Annotated in this window: 20 protein-coding genes; all 20 read left to right on the forward strand. The window is 42.8% G+C overall.

The genetic code is table 11. The annotated features are described in order from the left end of the window. The first annotated feature begins 25 nt into the window (after positions 1-25). The 20 genes from CEG13_RS14770 (at position 26) to otnK (ending at position 16939) form a co-directional block, all read left to right on the forward strand. Complete coding sequence (locus CEG13_RS14770; RefSeq protein WP_100012667.1) at positions 26-667, forward strand: adenylate kinase; 642 nt, start codon at positions 26-28, stop codon at positions 665-667. A 497-nt stretch (positions 668-1164) separates the two neighbouring features. Then, on the forward strand, positions 1165-1383 hold the full coding sequence (gene infA / locus CEG13_RS14775; protein ID WP_036578640.1) for a translation initiation factor IF-1: 219 nt from the start codon (positions 1165-1167) through the stop codon (positions 1381-1383). Between the two features lie 32 nt (positions 1384-1415). Continuing rightward, positions 1416-1529 (forward strand): 50S ribosomal protein L36, encoded by a 114-nt coding sequence (gene rpmJ / locus CEG13_RS14780; RefSeq protein ID WP_080876116.1) that lies wholly within the window; start codon positions 1416-1418, stop codon positions 1527-1529. An 80-nt stretch (positions 1530-1609) separates the two neighbouring features. After that, on the forward strand, positions 1610-1975 hold the full coding sequence (gene rpsM, locus CEG13_RS14785; protein WP_100012668.1) for a 30S ribosomal protein S13: 366 nt from the start codon (positions 1610-1612) through the stop codon (positions 1973-1975). A 22-nt stretch (positions 1976-1997) separates the two neighbouring features. Next, positions 1998-2387 (forward strand): 30S ribosomal protein S11, encoded by a 390-nt coding sequence (rpsK, locus tag CEG13_RS14790; RefSeq protein ID WP_100012669.1) that lies wholly within the window; start codon positions 1998-2000, stop codon positions 2385-2387. A gap of 203 nt (positions 2388-2590) precedes the next feature. After that, positions 2591-3535 (forward strand): DNA-directed RNA polymerase subunit alpha, encoded by a 945-nt coding sequence (locus CEG13_RS14795; protein ID WP_100012670.1) that lies wholly within the window; start codon positions 2591-2593, stop codon positions 3533-3535. Between the two features lie 54 nt (positions 3536-3589). Further along, positions 3590-3943, forward strand: coding sequence for a 50S ribosomal protein L17 (rplQ, locus tag CEG13_RS14800; protein ID WP_100012671.1), 354 nt, complete (start codon positions 3590-3592; stop codon positions 3941-3943). Between the two features lie 432 nt (positions 3944-4375). Further along, positions 4376-5215, forward strand: a complete 840-nt coding sequence (locus tag CEG13_RS14805; protein ID WP_100012672.1) for an energy-coupling factor ABC transporter ATP-binding protein — start codon at positions 4376-4378, stop codon at positions 5213-5215. Further along, positions 5191-6060 (forward strand): energy-coupling factor ABC transporter ATP-binding protein, encoded by an 870-nt coding sequence (locus tag CEG13_RS14810; RefSeq protein WP_100012673.1) that lies wholly within the window; start codon positions 5191-5193, stop codon positions 6058-6060. The genes CEG13_RS14805 and CEG13_RS14810 overlap by 25 nt, the downstream gene beginning before the upstream one ends. Next, positions 6057-6860, forward strand: a complete 804-nt coding sequence (locus CEG13_RS14815) for an energy-coupling factor transporter transmembrane component T family protein (RefSeq protein WP_100012674.1) — start codon at positions 6057-6059, stop codon at positions 6858-6860. The genes CEG13_RS14810 and CEG13_RS14815 overlap by 4 nt, the downstream gene beginning before the upstream one ends. A 14-nt stretch (positions 6861-6874) precedes the next feature. Beyond that, the gene (truA, locus tag CEG13_RS14820; protein ID WP_100012675.1) at positions 6875-7627 is read left to right on the forward strand and encodes a tRNA pseudouridine(38-40) synthase TruA; all 753 of its coding nucleotides are present in this window, start codon (positions 6875-6877) and stop codon (positions 7625-7627) included. A 153-nt stretch (positions 7628-7780) separates the two neighbouring features. Next, positions 7781-8218 carry a 50S ribosomal protein L13 gene (rplM, locus tag CEG13_RS14825; RefSeq protein WP_100012676.1) on the forward strand — a complete coding sequence of 146 codons (438 nt, stop codon included), beginning with the start codon at positions 7781-7783 and terminating at the stop codon, positions 8216-8218. Between the two features lie 13 nt (positions 8219-8231). After that, positions 8232-8630: a 30S ribosomal protein S9 gene (rpsI, locus tag CEG13_RS14830; protein ID WP_275661811.1), complete on the forward strand. Its 399-nt coding sequence runs from the start codon at positions 8232-8234 to the stop codon at positions 8628-8630. Between the two features lie 1199 nt (positions 8631-9829). Then, positions 9830-10831, forward strand: coding sequence for a Bug family tripartite tricarboxylate transporter substrate binding protein (locus CEG13_RS14835; protein ID WP_204758495.1), 1002 nt, complete (start codon positions 9830-9832; stop codon positions 10829-10831). 68 nt (positions 10832-10899) lie between these two features. Continuing rightward, positions 10900-11352 carry a tripartite tricarboxylate transporter TctB family protein gene (locus CEG13_RS14840; protein WP_100012679.1) on the forward strand — a complete coding sequence of 151 codons (453 nt, stop codon included), beginning with the start codon at positions 10900-10902 and terminating at the stop codon, positions 11350-11352. A 101-nt stretch (positions 11353-11453) separates the two neighbouring features. Continuing rightward, positions 11454-12938 carry a tripartite tricarboxylate transporter permease gene (locus tag CEG13_RS14845; RefSeq protein ID WP_100012680.1) on the forward strand — a complete coding sequence of 495 codons (1485 nt, stop codon included), beginning with the start codon at positions 11454-11456 and terminating at the stop codon, positions 12936-12938. Between the two features lie 180 nt (positions 12939-13118). Beyond that, the gene (locus CEG13_RS14850; RefSeq protein ID WP_158234710.1) at positions 13119-13802 is read left to right on the forward strand and encodes a FadR/GntR family transcriptional regulator; all 684 of its coding nucleotides are present in this window, start codon (positions 13119-13121) and stop codon (positions 13800-13802) included. A gap of 150 nt (positions 13803-13952) precedes the next feature. Continuing rightward, entirely contained in the window at positions 13953-14615 is a 663-nt protein-coding gene (locus CEG13_RS14855; RefSeq protein WP_100012682.1) for an aspartate/glutamate racemase family protein, read from the forward strand. Positions 14616-14666: 51 nt separating this feature from the next. Beyond that, positions 14667-15575 carry an NAD(P)-dependent oxidoreductase gene (locus CEG13_RS14860; RefSeq protein ID WP_100012683.1) on the forward strand — a complete coding sequence of 303 codons (909 nt, stop codon included), beginning with the start codon at positions 14667-14669 and terminating at the stop codon, positions 15573-15575. A 125-nt stretch (positions 15576-15700) separates the two neighbouring features. Then, positions 15701-16939 carry a 3-oxo-tetronate kinase gene (gene otnK / locus CEG13_RS14865; protein WP_100012684.1) on the forward strand — a complete coding sequence of 413 codons (1239 nt, stop codon included), beginning with the start codon at positions 15701-15703 and terminating at the stop codon, positions 16937-16939. The last annotated feature ends 11 nt before the right edge of the window (positions 16940-16950 follow it).

A 16950-nucleotide genomic window follows, 5' to 3' on the forward strand; every position in this document is an offset into this window, starting at 1 on the left:
GCCAAGAGAAGCGAGGGGAAAGAAATTGAATTTAATTCTAATGGGACTCCCTGGTGCTGGCAAAGGCACGCAGGCCGAGAAAATAAACGCGGAGTATGGCATCCCCCATATCTCGACTGGAGACATGTTTCGTTTAGCAATCAAAGAAGGCACAGACCTTGGAAAGAAAGCGAAGGAATACATGGATCAGGGGGAGCTTGTACCAGATGAAGTTACGATCGGGATTGTCAGAGAGCGTCTGAATAAAGACGACTGCAAGAATGGCTTCCTGCTGGATGGATTTCCACGCACAATTGCCCAGGCAGATGCCCTGGAGGAAATCCTGACGGAGATGAATGACGAGCTGGATAAAGTTGTGCATGTCGATGTACCGGAAGAACAACTAGTGGAGCGTCTGAGCGGCCGCAGGGTCTGCCCGACATGCGGAACAACGTATCATGTCCTATACAACCCTCCCGAGAAGGAAGGGATCTGTGACAAGGACGGTACTGAATTGATCCAGCGCGAGGACGATAAGCCGGAAACGGTAAAAAATCGCCTCTCCGTGAATATGGAACAACAGAAACCCCTCCTGGATTACTACCAGGAAAAAGGGTATCTCGTTACCGTGAACGGAGATCAGGAGATTGATGAAGTTTTCCGCGGTATTCAGGCGAAAATCGACTAGTAAGTACTGCCGGGGTTTTAACCCCCTAAGGATGCAAATCCGCGCAAAAAAAGATATAATGAACAAAGTGATTCGAATGTTAAACGAAGAGGATTCTTTTTCCTTCATTCGTATAATAAAGCAGCTTAAGGCAGGGCAGGCTGCGGTTACCTGCAACATTTTCAGGTAATCGGTATGTCCTGTGAGCAGATGGGGAAAAACGTAGATAGGATCAGCCAAAGATACAGAACGCTCATCGATGGAACAGATGGACTGCGTTTTCCCGAAAGGTGTTTGTTCAAAAACGAGGATGAAAATGACCGAGAAGTTCGAGGCGGCGTAGCTTTGAGCAACGGAGCGTATACTTTTAAATACGTGAGTAGCGGAAAAGCAAGCCAACGAAGAAATTCGACGTGTCATTTTCACCGGAGCTTTTTGAACATCCCTTAAGAGTCCAAAACAGCCTTCTGGAAACTGGTCGTGTCACAAATGACTGATGGAAGAAGGGAGTAAGCCCGATGGCAAAAGATGATGTAATTGAAGTGGAAGGCACCGTAACCGATACATTGCCAAACGCAATGTTTAATGTGGAGCTTGAGAATGGCCACACGGTTCTGGCGCATGTGTCTGGTAAAATCCGTATGCATTTCATCCGCATTCTGCCAGGCGATAAAGTAACGGTGGAACTTTCTCCGTATGATCTGACTAGAGGACGAATTACGTACCGTTATAAATAAGCGGCTCCGATATAAAAGGAGGTAAAAAAAGGATGAAAGTAAGAGCATCTGTAAAACCAATTTGTGAAAAATGCAAGGTTATTAAACGCAAAGGCAAAGTAATGGTGATTTGCGATAACCCGAAACACAAGCAGAAACAAGGATAAAACGCACCCTTAAAAGTCCTAAGAAGCCGTGGGACTCACCGGGGTGCAAAGAAAGCAAAAAACAGGAGGTGCACATCGCTATGGCACGTATTGCAGGTATCGATATTCCGCGCGACAAGCGGGTAGTCATTTCTTTAACCTATATTTATGGAGTTGGAAAGTCTACTGCACAAGAGATCCTCAAAGAAGCAGGTGTTTCCGAGGACACGCGCGTACGTGATCTGACAGAAGACGAATTAAGCAAAATCCGTAAAGCAATGGATAATCATAATGTTGAAGGGGATCTTCGCCGTGAAGTTTCTCTAAACATCAAGCGTCTGACCGAAATCGGTTCATACCGGGGAATCCGCCACCGCCGCGGACTGCCGCTTCGTGGTCAAAAAACGAAGAACAACTCCCGTACCCGTAAAGGTCCGCGCAGAACAATGGCCAACAAGAAAAAGTAATGTAAAGGAGGTAAGTTAATCCATGGCACGCAGAACAAATACACGCAAACGCCGTGTGAAAAAGAATATAGAAACCGGTATAGCTCATATCCGTTCCACGTTCAATAACACCATTGTAACGATTACGGATAAGCAAGGGAACTCCATCGGCTGGAGTTCAGCAGGAGCGCTTGGTTTCAAAGGTTCTCGTAAGTCTACACCATTTGCTGCACAAATGGCTGCCGAAACAGCTGCAAAAACTGCAGTGGACAATGGCATGAAAACCTTGGACGTAACCGTTAAAGGACCAGGTGCCGGTCGTGAAGCAGCAATCCGTTCCCTTCAGGCAGCAGGCTTGGAAGTGACAGCGATTGTCGACGTAACACCAGTTCCGCACAATGGCTGCCGCCCGCCTAAACGTCGTCGTGTATAATTTGTACCGTATAGAATTTGTCACCCTGTCAATAATGGGTTATGATAGCTAAAAACGTTATATACAGCATCCGAGACAAACAAGTACGAAGCAATGCGCAGGTAGAATACAATAGTGCAGAAACGCCAACTGCCTATTTTGGGGAATTTCGGTTAGACGAAGTGTCTAACCGGGGTTTCGACGTTTTAAAGGAGGGTTTTGTTGTGATCGAAATAGAAAAGCCAAAGATTGAAACGGTGGAAATCAGCGAGGACGCTACATTTGGAAAATTTGTAGTAGAACCGCTCGAACGTGGGTATGGTACCACTCTAGGAAACTCCTTGCGTCGTATCCTACTATCCTCACTTCCCGGTGCTGCTGTTACATCCGTTCAAATCGATGGAGCACTCCATGAGTTTTCAACGATTGAAGGCGTTGTTGAAGATGTAACGACAATCATTTTAAACCTGAAAAAACTGGCTCTGAAAATTTACTCTGATGACGAGAAAACATTGGAGATCGATGTACAGGGAGAAGGAAAAGTTACGGCGGCAGATCTGACATATGACAGTGATGTAGAAGTGCTGAATCCGGAACTGCCTATCGCGACACTCAATGCTAAAGGCAACTTGCATATGAGAATTACTGCCCAGCGCGGACGCGGCTACCGGCCGGCCGAGGAAAACAAGCGGGATGATCAGGCAATCGGCGTGATTCCTGTAGATTCCATCTTCACCCCGGTTTCCCGTGCCACTTTCCAAGTGGAGAATACCCGTGTCGGGCAAGTGGCAAACTATGATAAATTAACTTTGGATGTATGGACAGATGGAAGCATTGAGCCGCCGGACGCGGTTTCATTAGGTGCGAAAGTCTTTTCCGAGCATCTTAATATATTTGTAGGATTAACGGATGAAGCGCAAAAAGCGGAAATCATGGTAGAAAAAGAAGAAGACCAGAAAGAAAAAGTGATGGAAATGACCATTGAAGAACTGGATCTTTCTGTGCGTTCTTACAACTGCCTAAAACGTGCTGGCATTAATACTGTCCAGGAACTTGCAAATAAATCCGAAGAAGACATGATGAAAGTGCGCAATCTGGGCCGCAAATCATTAGAGGAAGTTAAAGTAAAACTCAATGATCTCGGACTCGGCTTGCGGGATGACGACTGATCTGAGGAGTCATAACTTTTATCGTCTAAGCAACAAGAAAGGGAGGGATAGTCCATGGCTAGAAAATTAGGTCGTACGACAGATGCGCGTATGGCGCTGCTTCGCAATCTTGCATCTGATTTGATTATTCATGAGCGGCTGGAAACAACCGAAGCAAAAGCGAAAGAACTCAAATCCGTTGTAGAGAAAATGATCACACTCGGTAAGCGCGGTGATCTGCATGCACGTCGTCAAGCTGCATCTTTCCTTTACAACCAGGAAGCAAATGAAGACGAAAGTGTCTTGCAAAAGCTTTTCGGTGATGTAGCCACTCGCTATGAAGAACGTCAAGGCGGATACACTCGTGTCCTCAAACTTGGTGAGCGTCAGGGCGACGGCGCCAAAATGGCAATCATTGAACTGGTGTAACGGATAAGATATGCGTCAAGGGCAGGACTGAATCTCTTCTCCAGAGGTGAATCCAGGCCCTTTTTTTGTAATTTGAGAAGGCAAGTGCGACATAGCCTGCCGCTGCGGAAATACCCTTCGCTTTCCGCGGGAAGCTGGTGAGCCTTCTTGTGCTGGCGCACTGCGAGGTCTCACCTAGGCTTTTCTTCCCGCAGGAGTCTCAGGGTACTTCCTCCGCTGGGTGATGTGTTTTCGGTCGAGAGTGAGGAATTCCTCCGATCGAGAGTGAGAACTTCGGCGGGAGAACGAGAACTTCGGCGGGAGAACGAAAACTTCTGCCCGAGAGCGCGTTGCAGTTTCTATCAGCTGCGAAATAAATAAGCAACAGAGACTTTGGAAAAGTTGGCAGTACGTGCGGCGATGCAAACGCACACCGCAAGAGGGGGAAAAGCCGTGCGGAAGAAATTGATCGAGTTCAACAATGTCTCCTTCCGATATGGGGAGGATCAGCCATGGGTGCTGAAAAATTGCTCCTTTGAAATAGATGAAAAAGAGTGGGTTGCGATTATCGGACACAACGGCTCCGGCAAGTCGACGATTGCCAAGCTGCTGAATGGGCTCTTGTTCCCCCAGGAAGGCGAGATTATCATTGGCGGTAAACCGGTGAACCAGGAAACGATCTGGGATATCCGAAAAAATGTCGGGATGGTTTTTCAAAATCCGGATAACCAATTTGTCGGCACCACCGTACAGGATGATGTCGCGTTTGGAATGGAGAATCGCGGCATCGAGCGGGAAGAGATGGTAAGAAGGATTGATGAGAATCTGTCCGCCGTTGGCATGCAGGATTACCGTCAAACCGAGCCGCATCGGCTGTCCGGCGGGCAAAAGCAGCGTGTGGCGATTGCCAGCGTCCTGGCGATTTACCCGCAGGTGCTGATTTTAGATGAGGCTACGGCCATGCTGGATCCGAGCGGCCGCAAAGAAATTATGGAAACGGTGGCCGAGGTGCAGATGCAAAAAGACCTCTCGCTAATCACCATTACCCATGATCTTCTGGAAGTAGTGAAGGCGGAACGTGTACTGGTCATGAACGAGGGAGAAGTCTGGGGCGAGGCAGCCCCCCGCGATATTTTTTCCCGAAAAAAGGAACTCCGCGGAATTGGATTGGATGTGCCGTTTGTGGCGCAGCTGGCTGATGAACTAGAGAAGGCAGGCATCACGATCACCAAGGAACCATTAAATCATGCAGAATTGCTGGAGGAGCTATGGACATTACATTCAAGAACGTAAGCTATATTTATCAGCAGGGCAGCCCGTTTGCCCATAAGGCATTGGATGATATCTCCTTCCACATTCCAACTGGAAAGTTTGTGGCCATCATCGGCCATACCGGTTCCGGCAAATCGACCCTGCTGCAGCATTTAAATGGACTCGTCCGCCCGAGTGAGGGAGAAGTGAGCATCGGTGATTACCGGTTGACCAATGACGAAAAACCAGACAATCTAAAAAAACTGCGCAGCAAGGTAGGCGTGGTATTTCAGTACCCCGAGCATCAGCTGTTTGAAGAGACGGTGGCAAAAGACATCGCCTTTGGTCCGGAAAATTTCGGTGTAGACAAAGCTGCGATCAATGAGCGAATCCAGCAGATTCTCCCGGCGGTCGGTCTAGGCGAGGAGCTGCTTGAGCGCTCTCCGTTTGATCTTAGCGGCGGGCAGATGCGCCGGGTGGCGATTGCTGGCGTACTGGCAACCCAGCCGGAGGTGCTAGTGCTGGATGAACCGACAGCGGGACTCGATCCCCGTGGACAAAAAGAAATCATGGAAATGTTTTATAATATGCATCAGGAACAGGGACTCACCACCGTGCTGGTCACCCACAGCATGGAAGATGCCGTTAAATACGCCGACCATGTGCTGATTTTAAACAATGGCGGCAAATACATGGAAGGGGCCCCTGAAGACGTGTTCACACGCAGCGACGCACTGCAAGAGGTGCAACTGGATGTTCCGGAAATCGTGCAGTTTCTCACCCGCTTCGAGGAGCGGTTTGGCAAGCGGATTCCCTTCCATCGGCAGTCCATCGGCGAACTAGCTGAGGAAATGGAGCGGCTGCTGGGAAGGGAGAAAACGCGATGAATAATGCCTTGATTATCGGACAATACGTCCCAGGCAATTCGCTGGTGCACCGGCTCGACCCGCGGACAAAAATTACGATTATCTTTTTCTTCGTGATCGTTGTGTTTGTGGCCAATAACGTGCCAAGCTACGGCATTGTGACAGCATTTGCCCTTGGAGCCATGTTCACTTCCCGGGTGCCGATCCGCTATATTTTAAAAGGATTAACGCCGGTATGGTTTTTAATTATATTTACTTTTATTCTGCACTTATTTGTAACAAAAGAGGGCACGCTCTTTTTTGATTTCTTTATTTTCGAGTTTTATACCGGCGGGGTAATCCAGGGGTTTGCAATCTCGCTGAGGTTTTTTCTGCTGATTCTGGTAACATCGCTCCTGACGCTGACAACGACACCGATTGAGATCACCGATGCGATTGAGGAAATGCTCGATCCCTTGAAAAAAGTCCGTTTTCCAGTACATGAACTGGCGCTGATGATGTCGATCTCGCTCCGCTTTATTCCAACGCTGATGCAGGAGACGGAGAAGATCTCCAAGGCGCAGAGTTCGCGCGGGGTGGATTTTCGCACAGGACCGATCAAAGAGCGTATCAAAGCAGTCGTTCCACTCTTGGTGCCGCTGTTCGTCAGTGCCTTTAAACGGGCGGAAGAGCTGGCGATGGCAATGGAAGCACGTGGCTACCAGGGTGGCGAGGGCCGAAGCAAATTGCGTGCATTAAAGGTGGAGAAGCGCGATATCCTCATTTATCTGCTATTTGCGGCAGTGGTTGCCGGGTTGTTTATCACGAGAAGCTACGGATAGAAAGGCTGGAGAAGATGAGAAAAATCAAATGCACCCTGGCCTATGACGGCTCGCAGTTTTCAGGATTTCAGATCCAGCCGAAAAACCGCACCGTGCAGGGGGAAATTGAAAAAGCGCTGAAGAAAATCCATAAGGGCATGGATGTGCGGGTGCACGCATCCGGCCGCACAGACAGCGGGGTGCACGCTGTCGGCCAGACGATCCATTTTGAAACAGCCCTCAGGTTTGCCGAGCCCAACTGGAAGCGCGCGCTGAACACGGTGTTTCCAGATGATGTTTATGTGAAAGACGTGCTGTTCGTGCCGGCCTCCTTTCATGCCCGGTATGATGTGGTGGAAAAGGAATACCGCTATTATCTCTGGAATGAGAAGGAACCGGACATTTTTAAGCGCAATTATCGCTATAATTTTCCGTACCAGCTGGATGTGGAGGCAATGCAGGAAGCGTGCCGCCACCTGATGGGCACGCATGATTTCACCACTTTTTCCTCCGCCAAGGCATCTGCCAGGGGGAGTAGGGTGCGGAACCTTTATGAGGCCACGTGCGAGCGCCATGGCAGCGAAATAGAGTTTATCTTTCGCGGCAGCGGATTCTTGTATAACATGGTGCGGATCATCGTTGGGGTGCTTCTGGACATTGGCCAGGGGAGACGCTCTGAAGCTGATATTCCCGACCTGATCGCGCAAAAAGACCGCCGGCTAGCAAGCACCACTGTCCCGCCTGAGGGGCTGTATTTGTGGGAAGTGAAATATGACGTTGAAACGTGAAAAATTTCGCACCAGCCTTGACATTTGGCCGGGGATGAGGTATTATGATCTATGGCAATTTATTTCTAAACCATGATTAGCCCCGGAAACTAATTGTGTTAAGATAATAAAAAAACGATGAAACGAAACTTGAAAGATGGAGGGAAATCAATCATGCGCACAACTTTCATGGCAAATGAAAATAACATTGAACGCAAATGGTATGTTGTGGATGCAGAAGGAAAGCGTCTGGGACGTCTGGCAAGCGAAGTGGCTTCCATCCTTCGCGGCAAGAACAAACCAACATATACACCGCATGCGGACACTGGTGACAATGTGATCATCATCAATGCATCAAAAATCGAACTGTCTGGGAAGAAAATGAATGACAAAATGTATTACCGTCATTCTGGCCATCCAGGTGGGTTAAAACAACGCAATGCAAACGAAATGCGTAACAACTACCCGGAGCAAATGATCGAGCAGGCTGTTAAAGGGATGCTTCCAAAAGGTCCGCTTGGCCGCAAAATGGGTAAAAAACTGCATGTCTTTAGAGGCAATGAACACAAACATCAAGCACAACAACCGGAAGTCTACGAGCTTCGCGGGTAATCAAAGGAGGTAAATCAAGTTGGCTCAAGTACAATATTACGGCACAGGCCGCCGCAAAAAATCAACAGCACGTGTACGTCTTGTACCAGGTACAGGAAACGTCACCATCAATGGCCGTGTGGCTAAAGACTATTTTCCATATGAAACACAGCTTCTCATTCTGAACCAGCCGCTTGCTGCAACAGAAACAGAAGGAACCTATGATGTTCTGGTAAATGTTCATGGTGGAGGATTTACCGGACAGGCTGGCGCTATCCGCCACGGTATTGCCCGCGCCCTGCTCGAAGCAGACCCGGAATACCGCCCAAGCCTAAAACGCGAAGGCTACCTGACTCGCGATGCACGTATGAAAGAGCGTAAGAAATACGGACTTAAAAAAGCTCGTCGTGCTCCTCAGTTTTCGAAGCGTTAAGATTAGTAACTATACAAGGCTCTCAATCGTGTTGGTTGAGGGTCTTTTTTTATGGTTAAGCATACTGTGGCATGCTTTCGTCTGGTTACAATAACTACCAATGTCTGTACCGCAGAGGGCACTTTCATTAGGTTATTACAACATTCCTCCGGCAATTCTGCGTACTGCTTTTAGTAGTTCTACTTTCAGTAAGTGATAAGTTTCACTGTGTCCGTTCTTGGAAGAACCAGACACTCCGATATGGTTAATTGATTTTCTTTAGTTGTTAAAGCGGTTAACCGGTTGTTGGGGAAATCGGTGTAAGGAAAACCTTATTGAAATGAGGAGTACTGAACAGGAGATTCTACTCTAAGTAAATTTGATCTCCTATAAATTTTTCCGAATGTTTTTTTAGAGTGCCAACCTAATCATCTGATGAATTGAAAGGTAATTAATAGGATAATCCGCTTTAGGAGGCATCATTTGCAACACATGAATAAAATTCAAGAAATTCAGTCCTAAGAATAAATTTTATTACCAAAAAAATCGTTGCATTGTGGGTGTTATGTCAGTGATATAGCGACATAATTAACTAAATATCTTCTTTATATCATTAGAAATATTGTACATTTGATCTTCAATACAATACCTATCTGTCAATATAGCTCAATTATATGGTCGAGCTAAATTGTTATTAAGAAAATAAAAATTAATTTCAAAGAATGTGTTGACAACCGCTTACATCCGATGTATTATAAATTCATCAGAACAATTATGCTAGAAATTTCCATGCCATACGGTCATCTTTAGTTTCATAGTTAAAAAAGATATTTGTTTGTTGATGTACTAGTATAACATGCGGCAGGTATATGAAAGATATGATCAACCCTGTAAGCTATTTGAATACATCTATATAAGAACTAGTAAGAAGAGAGCTTCAACCCTTATTTTGAATAGGGATTGGTTTCACCTAACATTTATTTGTTTGCTTATTTTTTAGCGATAAAGGAAAGGTGGTTGTGCATTATGGTTTAATGAAAACGATTAATCTTAAGAAGCACAAATGGATAACAATGGTAAGGAGGGATCTTAACGGTCTAGAGATTTTGAGATACGAGCGGTAAGAAATTTTTCTTGTATAACTATAAGAAAGTCTATCCAAGAAACAAGATTTATTTTTTTATTACGAAAGTAAGCGTTATCAAACAAGGGGGATGGAAATGAAAACTGTAAATTTTAAAAAGATGTTTTTAACCATGTTTATGTTTACATTGATCTTAGTTTTAGCAGCTTGTGGTAGTGAAGGTGCCGATGGTGCATCAAATTTTCCGAATAACTCAATTACAGTTATTCAAGGATTCGACCCAGGTGGTGGAAGTGATCAATTGGCTCAGGTAACACAGCCTCATCTTCAAGAATCCTTGGGTGTGTCTTTCACTAATGAATATGTTCCAGGTGCTGCAGGTGCAGTTGGATGGACTAGGCTTGCCCAACAATCTGAGAATGATGGATATACAATTAGTATTACAAACAGTCCGATGCTTATGACGAATTATATAATGAACTCTGAAATCACCTATAGTTTAGAGGACTTTGAACCTATTGCAAATGTTGTTACAGACCCAGGAATTATAGTAGTTCCAGAGGATAGTGAGTTTGATACTTATGAGGAATTCGCAACTTATTTAGAAGAGAACCCTGGCGAATTGAATGCTTCTAACTCGGGGGTTGGAGGAGATGATTTCTTCACTCAATTAAAGTGGATGGAAGAAACCGGATTGGAAATGGAACTTATTCCATATGAGGGAGATGGTCCATCTTGGCAGGCGGCTGCTGGTGGAGACGTAGATGCGAGTTTTAACAATCTAGGTGTAGTATATCCACAAGTTAGTGAAGGTAATTTAAAGCCATTAGTTGTTTTTAGCGAAGAGAGAATTGAGTCAATACCTGATGTTCCTACTGCGAAAGAATTAGGATTAGATTTAGTCTCAGGTTCTTCTAGAGGATATAGTGCACCAGCAGGTATACCAGAGGAGGCAAAACAAACGCTAATTGATGCCTTTGCTCAGCTAGAAGACAACGCGGAATTCAAGGAAAGCTTAGAAAATTTAGCTCTTCCTATGGATCTGAAATTAGGAGAGGATTATGCTTCTTACCTTCAAGCAGAGGAAGAGGCAGCGGCTGAGCTATGGGAAAATGTAAAAGATCAATATGAACAATAACTTGTAAAAATGAGAGAAGGAAGTAATTCTTCTCTCATTTTACAGGCGATTATAGGGGGGGTTGAACAATGACATATCTAGTAAGACATTCAATTGCAAGTGTATTAGTTTTAATTTTTTGTACTGTTTTCTTTTTAGAATCTCTGAATTATCCTGCTTCTGCTGCAAGGCTACCGCAAATTTTGATTATATTAGTGGCTTTGTTAGCTATTGGGATGTTTATCGAAGCTTTTATTAAAAATAAGAAAACAGACGTAAAGAGTGCGGTGAAGAAAGAGGCTGAAAAGATAAACGTCAAGAGAGTGGTCCTTTTTACCATTTTGATAGCTCTGTATATAATTCTTATAGATGTTATCGGATATTTCATAGTAACGCCAGTTTTTCTTTTTGTCGCAATGACGTATTTAAGAGCAACGAAAGTTTATATGGCCTTAATACTTTCGATAGGATTTACAGTCTTCATATATGGTCTCTTTAGTATGTTCCTAAATATTCCTCTTCCAATGGGAATTTTTTCATAAAGTTTTCCCGCTAATTTTTTGAGTTGATATTTTAAGACGAGGTGAAGACTAGATGAAACAAAAGGTTAATAAACAGTACATAGTACGAGGAGGGATTTTGGATGAATGATATTATGACTGGCTTAATAAACGTTCTCTCGATAGATAGTTTATTTTTTATAGCTTTAGGTATGGCTTTAGGAATATTTGTTGGTTCTATGCCAGGTTTATCTGCTACAATGGCAATCGCAATTTTACTGCCACTGACATATAGCATGGATCCGGCAAATGGGATTTCAATGTTAGCTTCCTTATATATGGGAGGGATGTACGGAGGGTCGATATTAGCTATATTGCTCCGAACTCCTGGAACACCTGCTGCAGCTGCTACAGTATTAGATGGATACATAATGACAGAGAATGGGCAGGCTGGGAGAGCTTTAGGTATTTCACTTATATCAGGCCTTGTAGGCGGGGTTATAGGCAGTATCGTTCTTTTGTCGATTGCTCCTTTTTTAGGAAGGGTTGCTCTTAATATAGGAGCTCTAGAGATGTTTGCGGTTGCCGTATTAGGGATTACGATTATTTCGTCATTGTCTGCTGGATCTGTAATCAAAGGTCTTATGTCTGGTTCGCTTGGATTATTAATTTCCTTGATGGGTATGCATGCAATAACTGGAATTCCAAGGTTTACCTTTGGAAGCATATATTTATTTGATGGCATCTCTTTTGTTGTCGCATTGATTGGTCTATTTTCGATTCCTCAAGCTTTAAAACTGATAGAAAAAGATCAAGAATTAGTAAAAGCTAGTAAAATTAAAGATAAAATTTTGCCGCCGTGGAGATTAATTATAGGGCAAAGGTTGAATCTTTTACGTTCAAGCCTGATTGGAGTTATTACTGGTTTAATCCCAGGTACAGGTGGGGATACAGCTAGTTGGTTTAGTTATAACGAGGCAAAAAGATTTTCAAGGGAAAAGGAAAAATTTGGCACTGGACATGTTGAAGGATTAGTCGCTCCTGAATCTGCTAATAATGCAGTAGTTGGTGGGGCGCTTGTTCCAACGATAACATTGGGGGTTCCTGGAAGCTCAACAACAGCTGTATTGCTCGGGGGGCTGATGATACATGGAATTATGCCAGGACCTACACTAATGACTGAGCATGCCGATGTAGCCTATACTTTACTATGGGCAGTATTAATTTCATGTATATTTTTATTTTTCATTGGTCTCTTATACACAAAAGTAGCAGTAGGTATTACTAGGATACCTGGAAGGGTATTGGCTCCAATTATTGTTTTGCTATGTGTGGTCGGGACTTTTGCAGTGCAAAACAGTATGGTTGATGTAATGATTATGTTTGGCTTTGGCATTCTTGGTTACTTTATGGATAAATTAAGTATACCTGTAGCACCTCTTGTTGTTGGTATGATCCTTGGAGGTATGTTAGATACAAGTTTGCATCAGTCCTTATTAATAGGAGATGGAAGCTGGGGGGTATTCCTGACAAGTCCAGTAGCGGTAATACTATTAGTAATAGCTTTGATCTCTGTTCTTCAATCGACACCATTATTTGGTAAGGTAGCAGCGCTGTTCAAAAAATAGGCTATAGAAAATTATACTTAAAGCTAGGGGTCAAACATGTTTTGCGTGGGGATGCTAATTGTTTAAAAATACTAGTATGATATTAAGTTGAATTATTAGCAGTAAAGTGCTGTTTTCGACTTTGAAATTCATATGATATCTTTGAATGTAATGCACCACCACAAACAATGGAGGTATCTTATGTCTAAGATTCAATTTCAAAAGATTTTAGATGAAATCACAAAAATGATTGAAAGTGAAGAATGGAAAATTGGAACAAGGCTTCCAACTATAACTGAATCAGCTATTAAAAATAATGTAGGTAACTCTACTATGCGTGAAGTATATAGATCTCTGGAATCAAAAGGTTACGTCACTATTCAACAAGGTAGAGGTACTTTCGTGAGTTATAATAGCTCGATGCAGTTTACAAATGTGAGCCGCTCATTCTTTATGAAACTATTAAAGTTAACAGAATTTCGCATTATGATAGAGCCTTCTTTCGCAGACGAAGCTGCAAGGCAAGCTTTTAATGCTGAAATAGAACTGATTAATGAATCAACTAATATCATGAGAGAATTGGCTGAGAATAATCAATCAACTCACGAGGAAGATTTGCGTTTTCATAAGTTAATTGTTCAAGCAACGCACAATGAATACGCCATTAAAGCGTATGAAGAGCTACAAGAAGAATTAATACTTATGCACAGTCATGCGAAAAAAGCAGAAATGGTTGAAAAAGCTGTCCATTATCATCAGATGATTGCTAACGCAATTGCGAGAAGAGATCCTAATAATGCGAGAATGTATATGCAATCTCATCTTGAAGCAAAAAACAGCGAACTAGCCATGTACGAAATGCTAGAAACAAATTTGAAAAGCTAATTTCCAGAGATGTAAAAATGGATGCAGAAGAATCGTTCATACTATTACATGATCAAAATTAATATGGAAACCCATATTAATTAGGAGATTTTAACTGGAAATTCTTTTATGAATACTCTCTTAAACTAATATATTTAAGGAGATTTGCCCATGAAGATTGGTATTATTCATGCAACATGTAATGCTGTACCACCTTTAAATTCAGCATTTAAAAAACTTGCTCCTGATGTAACTGTGCTAAATTTTGTAGATGAAAATATTCAATATCATGCGAACCAGATTAAAGGTATTGATGATAAAATATATCGGGATTTTGTTCATATTACAATTAAAGCACAAGAAGCAGAAGTTGATGCAATCATTGTAGCGTGTACCGTTCTAACTCCTATTGTAGATGCTGTAAAGCCATTTATAAAAGTACCAATATTAGCAGTGGATAGACCGATGTTGGAAAAAGCCATAAATAACTACAAAAAAATAGGTGTGGTTGCTACAAATGCACCTTCTGGACCAGCAACTAAAAATCAATTAGAAAAGCTCGCAGAAGAATTTGGTAAAACAGTAGAGGTGGATGTCGAAATAGACACGCAAGCTATGACAGAATTAAAAGCTGGGAATGAAGAGGAACACAACCGGCTTAACCGCAATGCGGCAGCTGAGCTAAAAAAGAGAGGATCTGAGGTTGTAATTTTATCACAGATTACTCAAAGCTCCGCTGAACAAGAAGCTGTATCACTAGGACTTCCTGTATTGACAAGTCCAAAAGAGGCAGTGGAAGCAGTATTAAAAGCAGTAGAAGATCAAAAACAGTAATTGAAGGTAATATTTTCAAACAACAAGTATAAAACAAAGGAGATTTTCATAATGAAGGTAAGTTTTATTGGACTAGGCGTAATGGGAAAAGGAATGGCTTTAAATCTGGCAAAGGGTGCAGAAGAAGGCGGGTATGAGTATCTTGCATGTGATACAAATCCACAAGCTCTTGAAGACTTCCAAAAAGCAGGTTTAAACACCTCATCTAATATTATTGATGCCACAGATAGTGATTATATATTTCTATGTCTGCCAAATTTAAAAATCGTTAAAGAAGTTGTGTTAGGTGAAAATGGTATCCTGCAACATATAAAACCGGGACAGACGATCGTCGACTTTAGCACAATAAGTTACCTGGGTGTACAAGAAATTGCAGAAAAATGCCAGGACAAGGGAATTGATTTTCTGGATTGCCCGATTTCCGGACAACAAGCTAAAAGCATGGATGGAACACTCAGCATCATGTGCGGTGGTAATGAGGAAATATTTAATAACATAAAACCATTGCTTGACAAAATGGGCTCTCAAGTCCTTTATATGGGTGGCAATGGTGCCGGGCAATTGACAAAAATGATAAATAACTGTGCACTAAACATCTGTACAGCAAGCTTTTCTGAACTAATGCCAGTAGGTGTAAAGCTTGGTCTGGATCCTGAAAAGCTTGGGGATGTATTAATGACAGCTACCGGTTCAAGTTTTGCTTCAAAAACGTTGATCCCTAAAGTGTTAGAGGGGAATTTTGAACATGGATTTTCACTTGATAAAGCATATAAGGATATGGATAGTATGTATGAAGTGTTAGTGAAAAATGAAATTCCACTGCCAACATTAAATGGGGCAATGCAATCCTATCAGCTCGCATTACAGGGTGGACAGCGTGACTATTATAAACATGCCATGGTTCGCTTCTATGAAGATATGTTAGGTGTAAAAGTTCGCAAAGAAGGCGTTGAGCAATAGGTAGAAGTTAATAATATTCAGTTGTGTTTTGTTCTTATCCACTTAGTGTAAATGCAAATCTTACTCTAGGTGGATTTGCTCAGCTGAATTAACTCTTAAAGATTATGGAATATCAGGAGGTAAATATGTTTCTCATTGGTTGTATTGCAGATGATTTTACTGGTGGAAGTGATATAGCCTCTTTTTTTGCAAAAGGTGGCCTTAGTACAATTTTATACAATGGAGTACCTGAAGGGGAGGTTGCTGAACAATCCGATGTATGTGTCATAGCCTTAAAAACCCGTACTCAGGAAACAAAAACGGCTGTCAACGATTCTCTCAAAGCAATAAAGTGGTTGCAAGAGCGTGGTATACAACAATTTTATGTGAAATACTGTTCTACGTTTGATTCAACGCCTGAAGGTAACATAGGACCAATTTGTGACGCTGTAATGGAAGAACTTGATGTGCCTCATACTATTCTTTGCCCTGCCCTCCCTGTAAATGGACGAACGGTTAAAGAGGGGCACTTATATGTAAATGGCATTCCATTACACGAAAGCCCGATGAAAGATCATCCACTTACACCGATGTGGGATAGCGATTTAGCTCGCTTGATGGATGCACAAAGTAATTATCCAAGTGTAAAATTGCCGAATTCTCATCGGGAAGAGGATACTGATGAATTTATCGAAAAAGTATCAAACGAAACAGATGCAGAGCGGTTTTACATTGTACCCGACTATGAAAAAGACGAAGATGCAGAAAAAATAGTTCGATCTTTTGGGGATTTAAAACTGATTACTGGCGGGAGTGGGCTGGCAGAACCGTTAGCGAGAAAATACAAGCAAAGTTTAGAAACCAAAGACTTTGAAGGTTCAGAAGCACCGGCTATAATTTTATCCGGCAGTTGCAGTGAAACAACTAGAAATCAGATTGCTGAATATGAAAGATCTGGTGGAGAAAGTTATTTTATTGATCCAATGAAATTATTATCAGGTGAAGAATCGGTGGAAAACATTTGGAACTTCATCTCTCAGAATAGGAAGGAATCTGTATTAGTTTATAGCAGTGATACACCGGAGAATGTTAGAAGGACACAGGAACAAGGAAAAGAAGAAGTTGCCGAAACATTGGAGAAAGCTACGGCGGATTTGGCAGCACTTGCTGTGAAAGAAGGATATCACCGTATTATTGTAGCTGGGGGGGAAACAAGTGGAGCGGTAACAAAAAAACTAGGGTATACGGGATACCATATTGGGCAAAGTATTGCACCGGGAGTGCCTGTTATGATTCCTACTCAGGATACCCGAACTCGAATAGTGCTCAAAAGTGGAAATTTTGGAGATACGGACTTTTTTCTGCGTGCATTATCTTTAACATAATGAAGGATGGG

This window comes from Lentibacillus sediminis (genome assembly GCF_002763455.1).
In the GTDB taxonomy this organism is placed as follows: Bacteria; Bacillota; Bacilli; order Bacillales; family Amphibacillaceae; genus Lentibacillus_D; species Lentibacillus_D sediminis_A.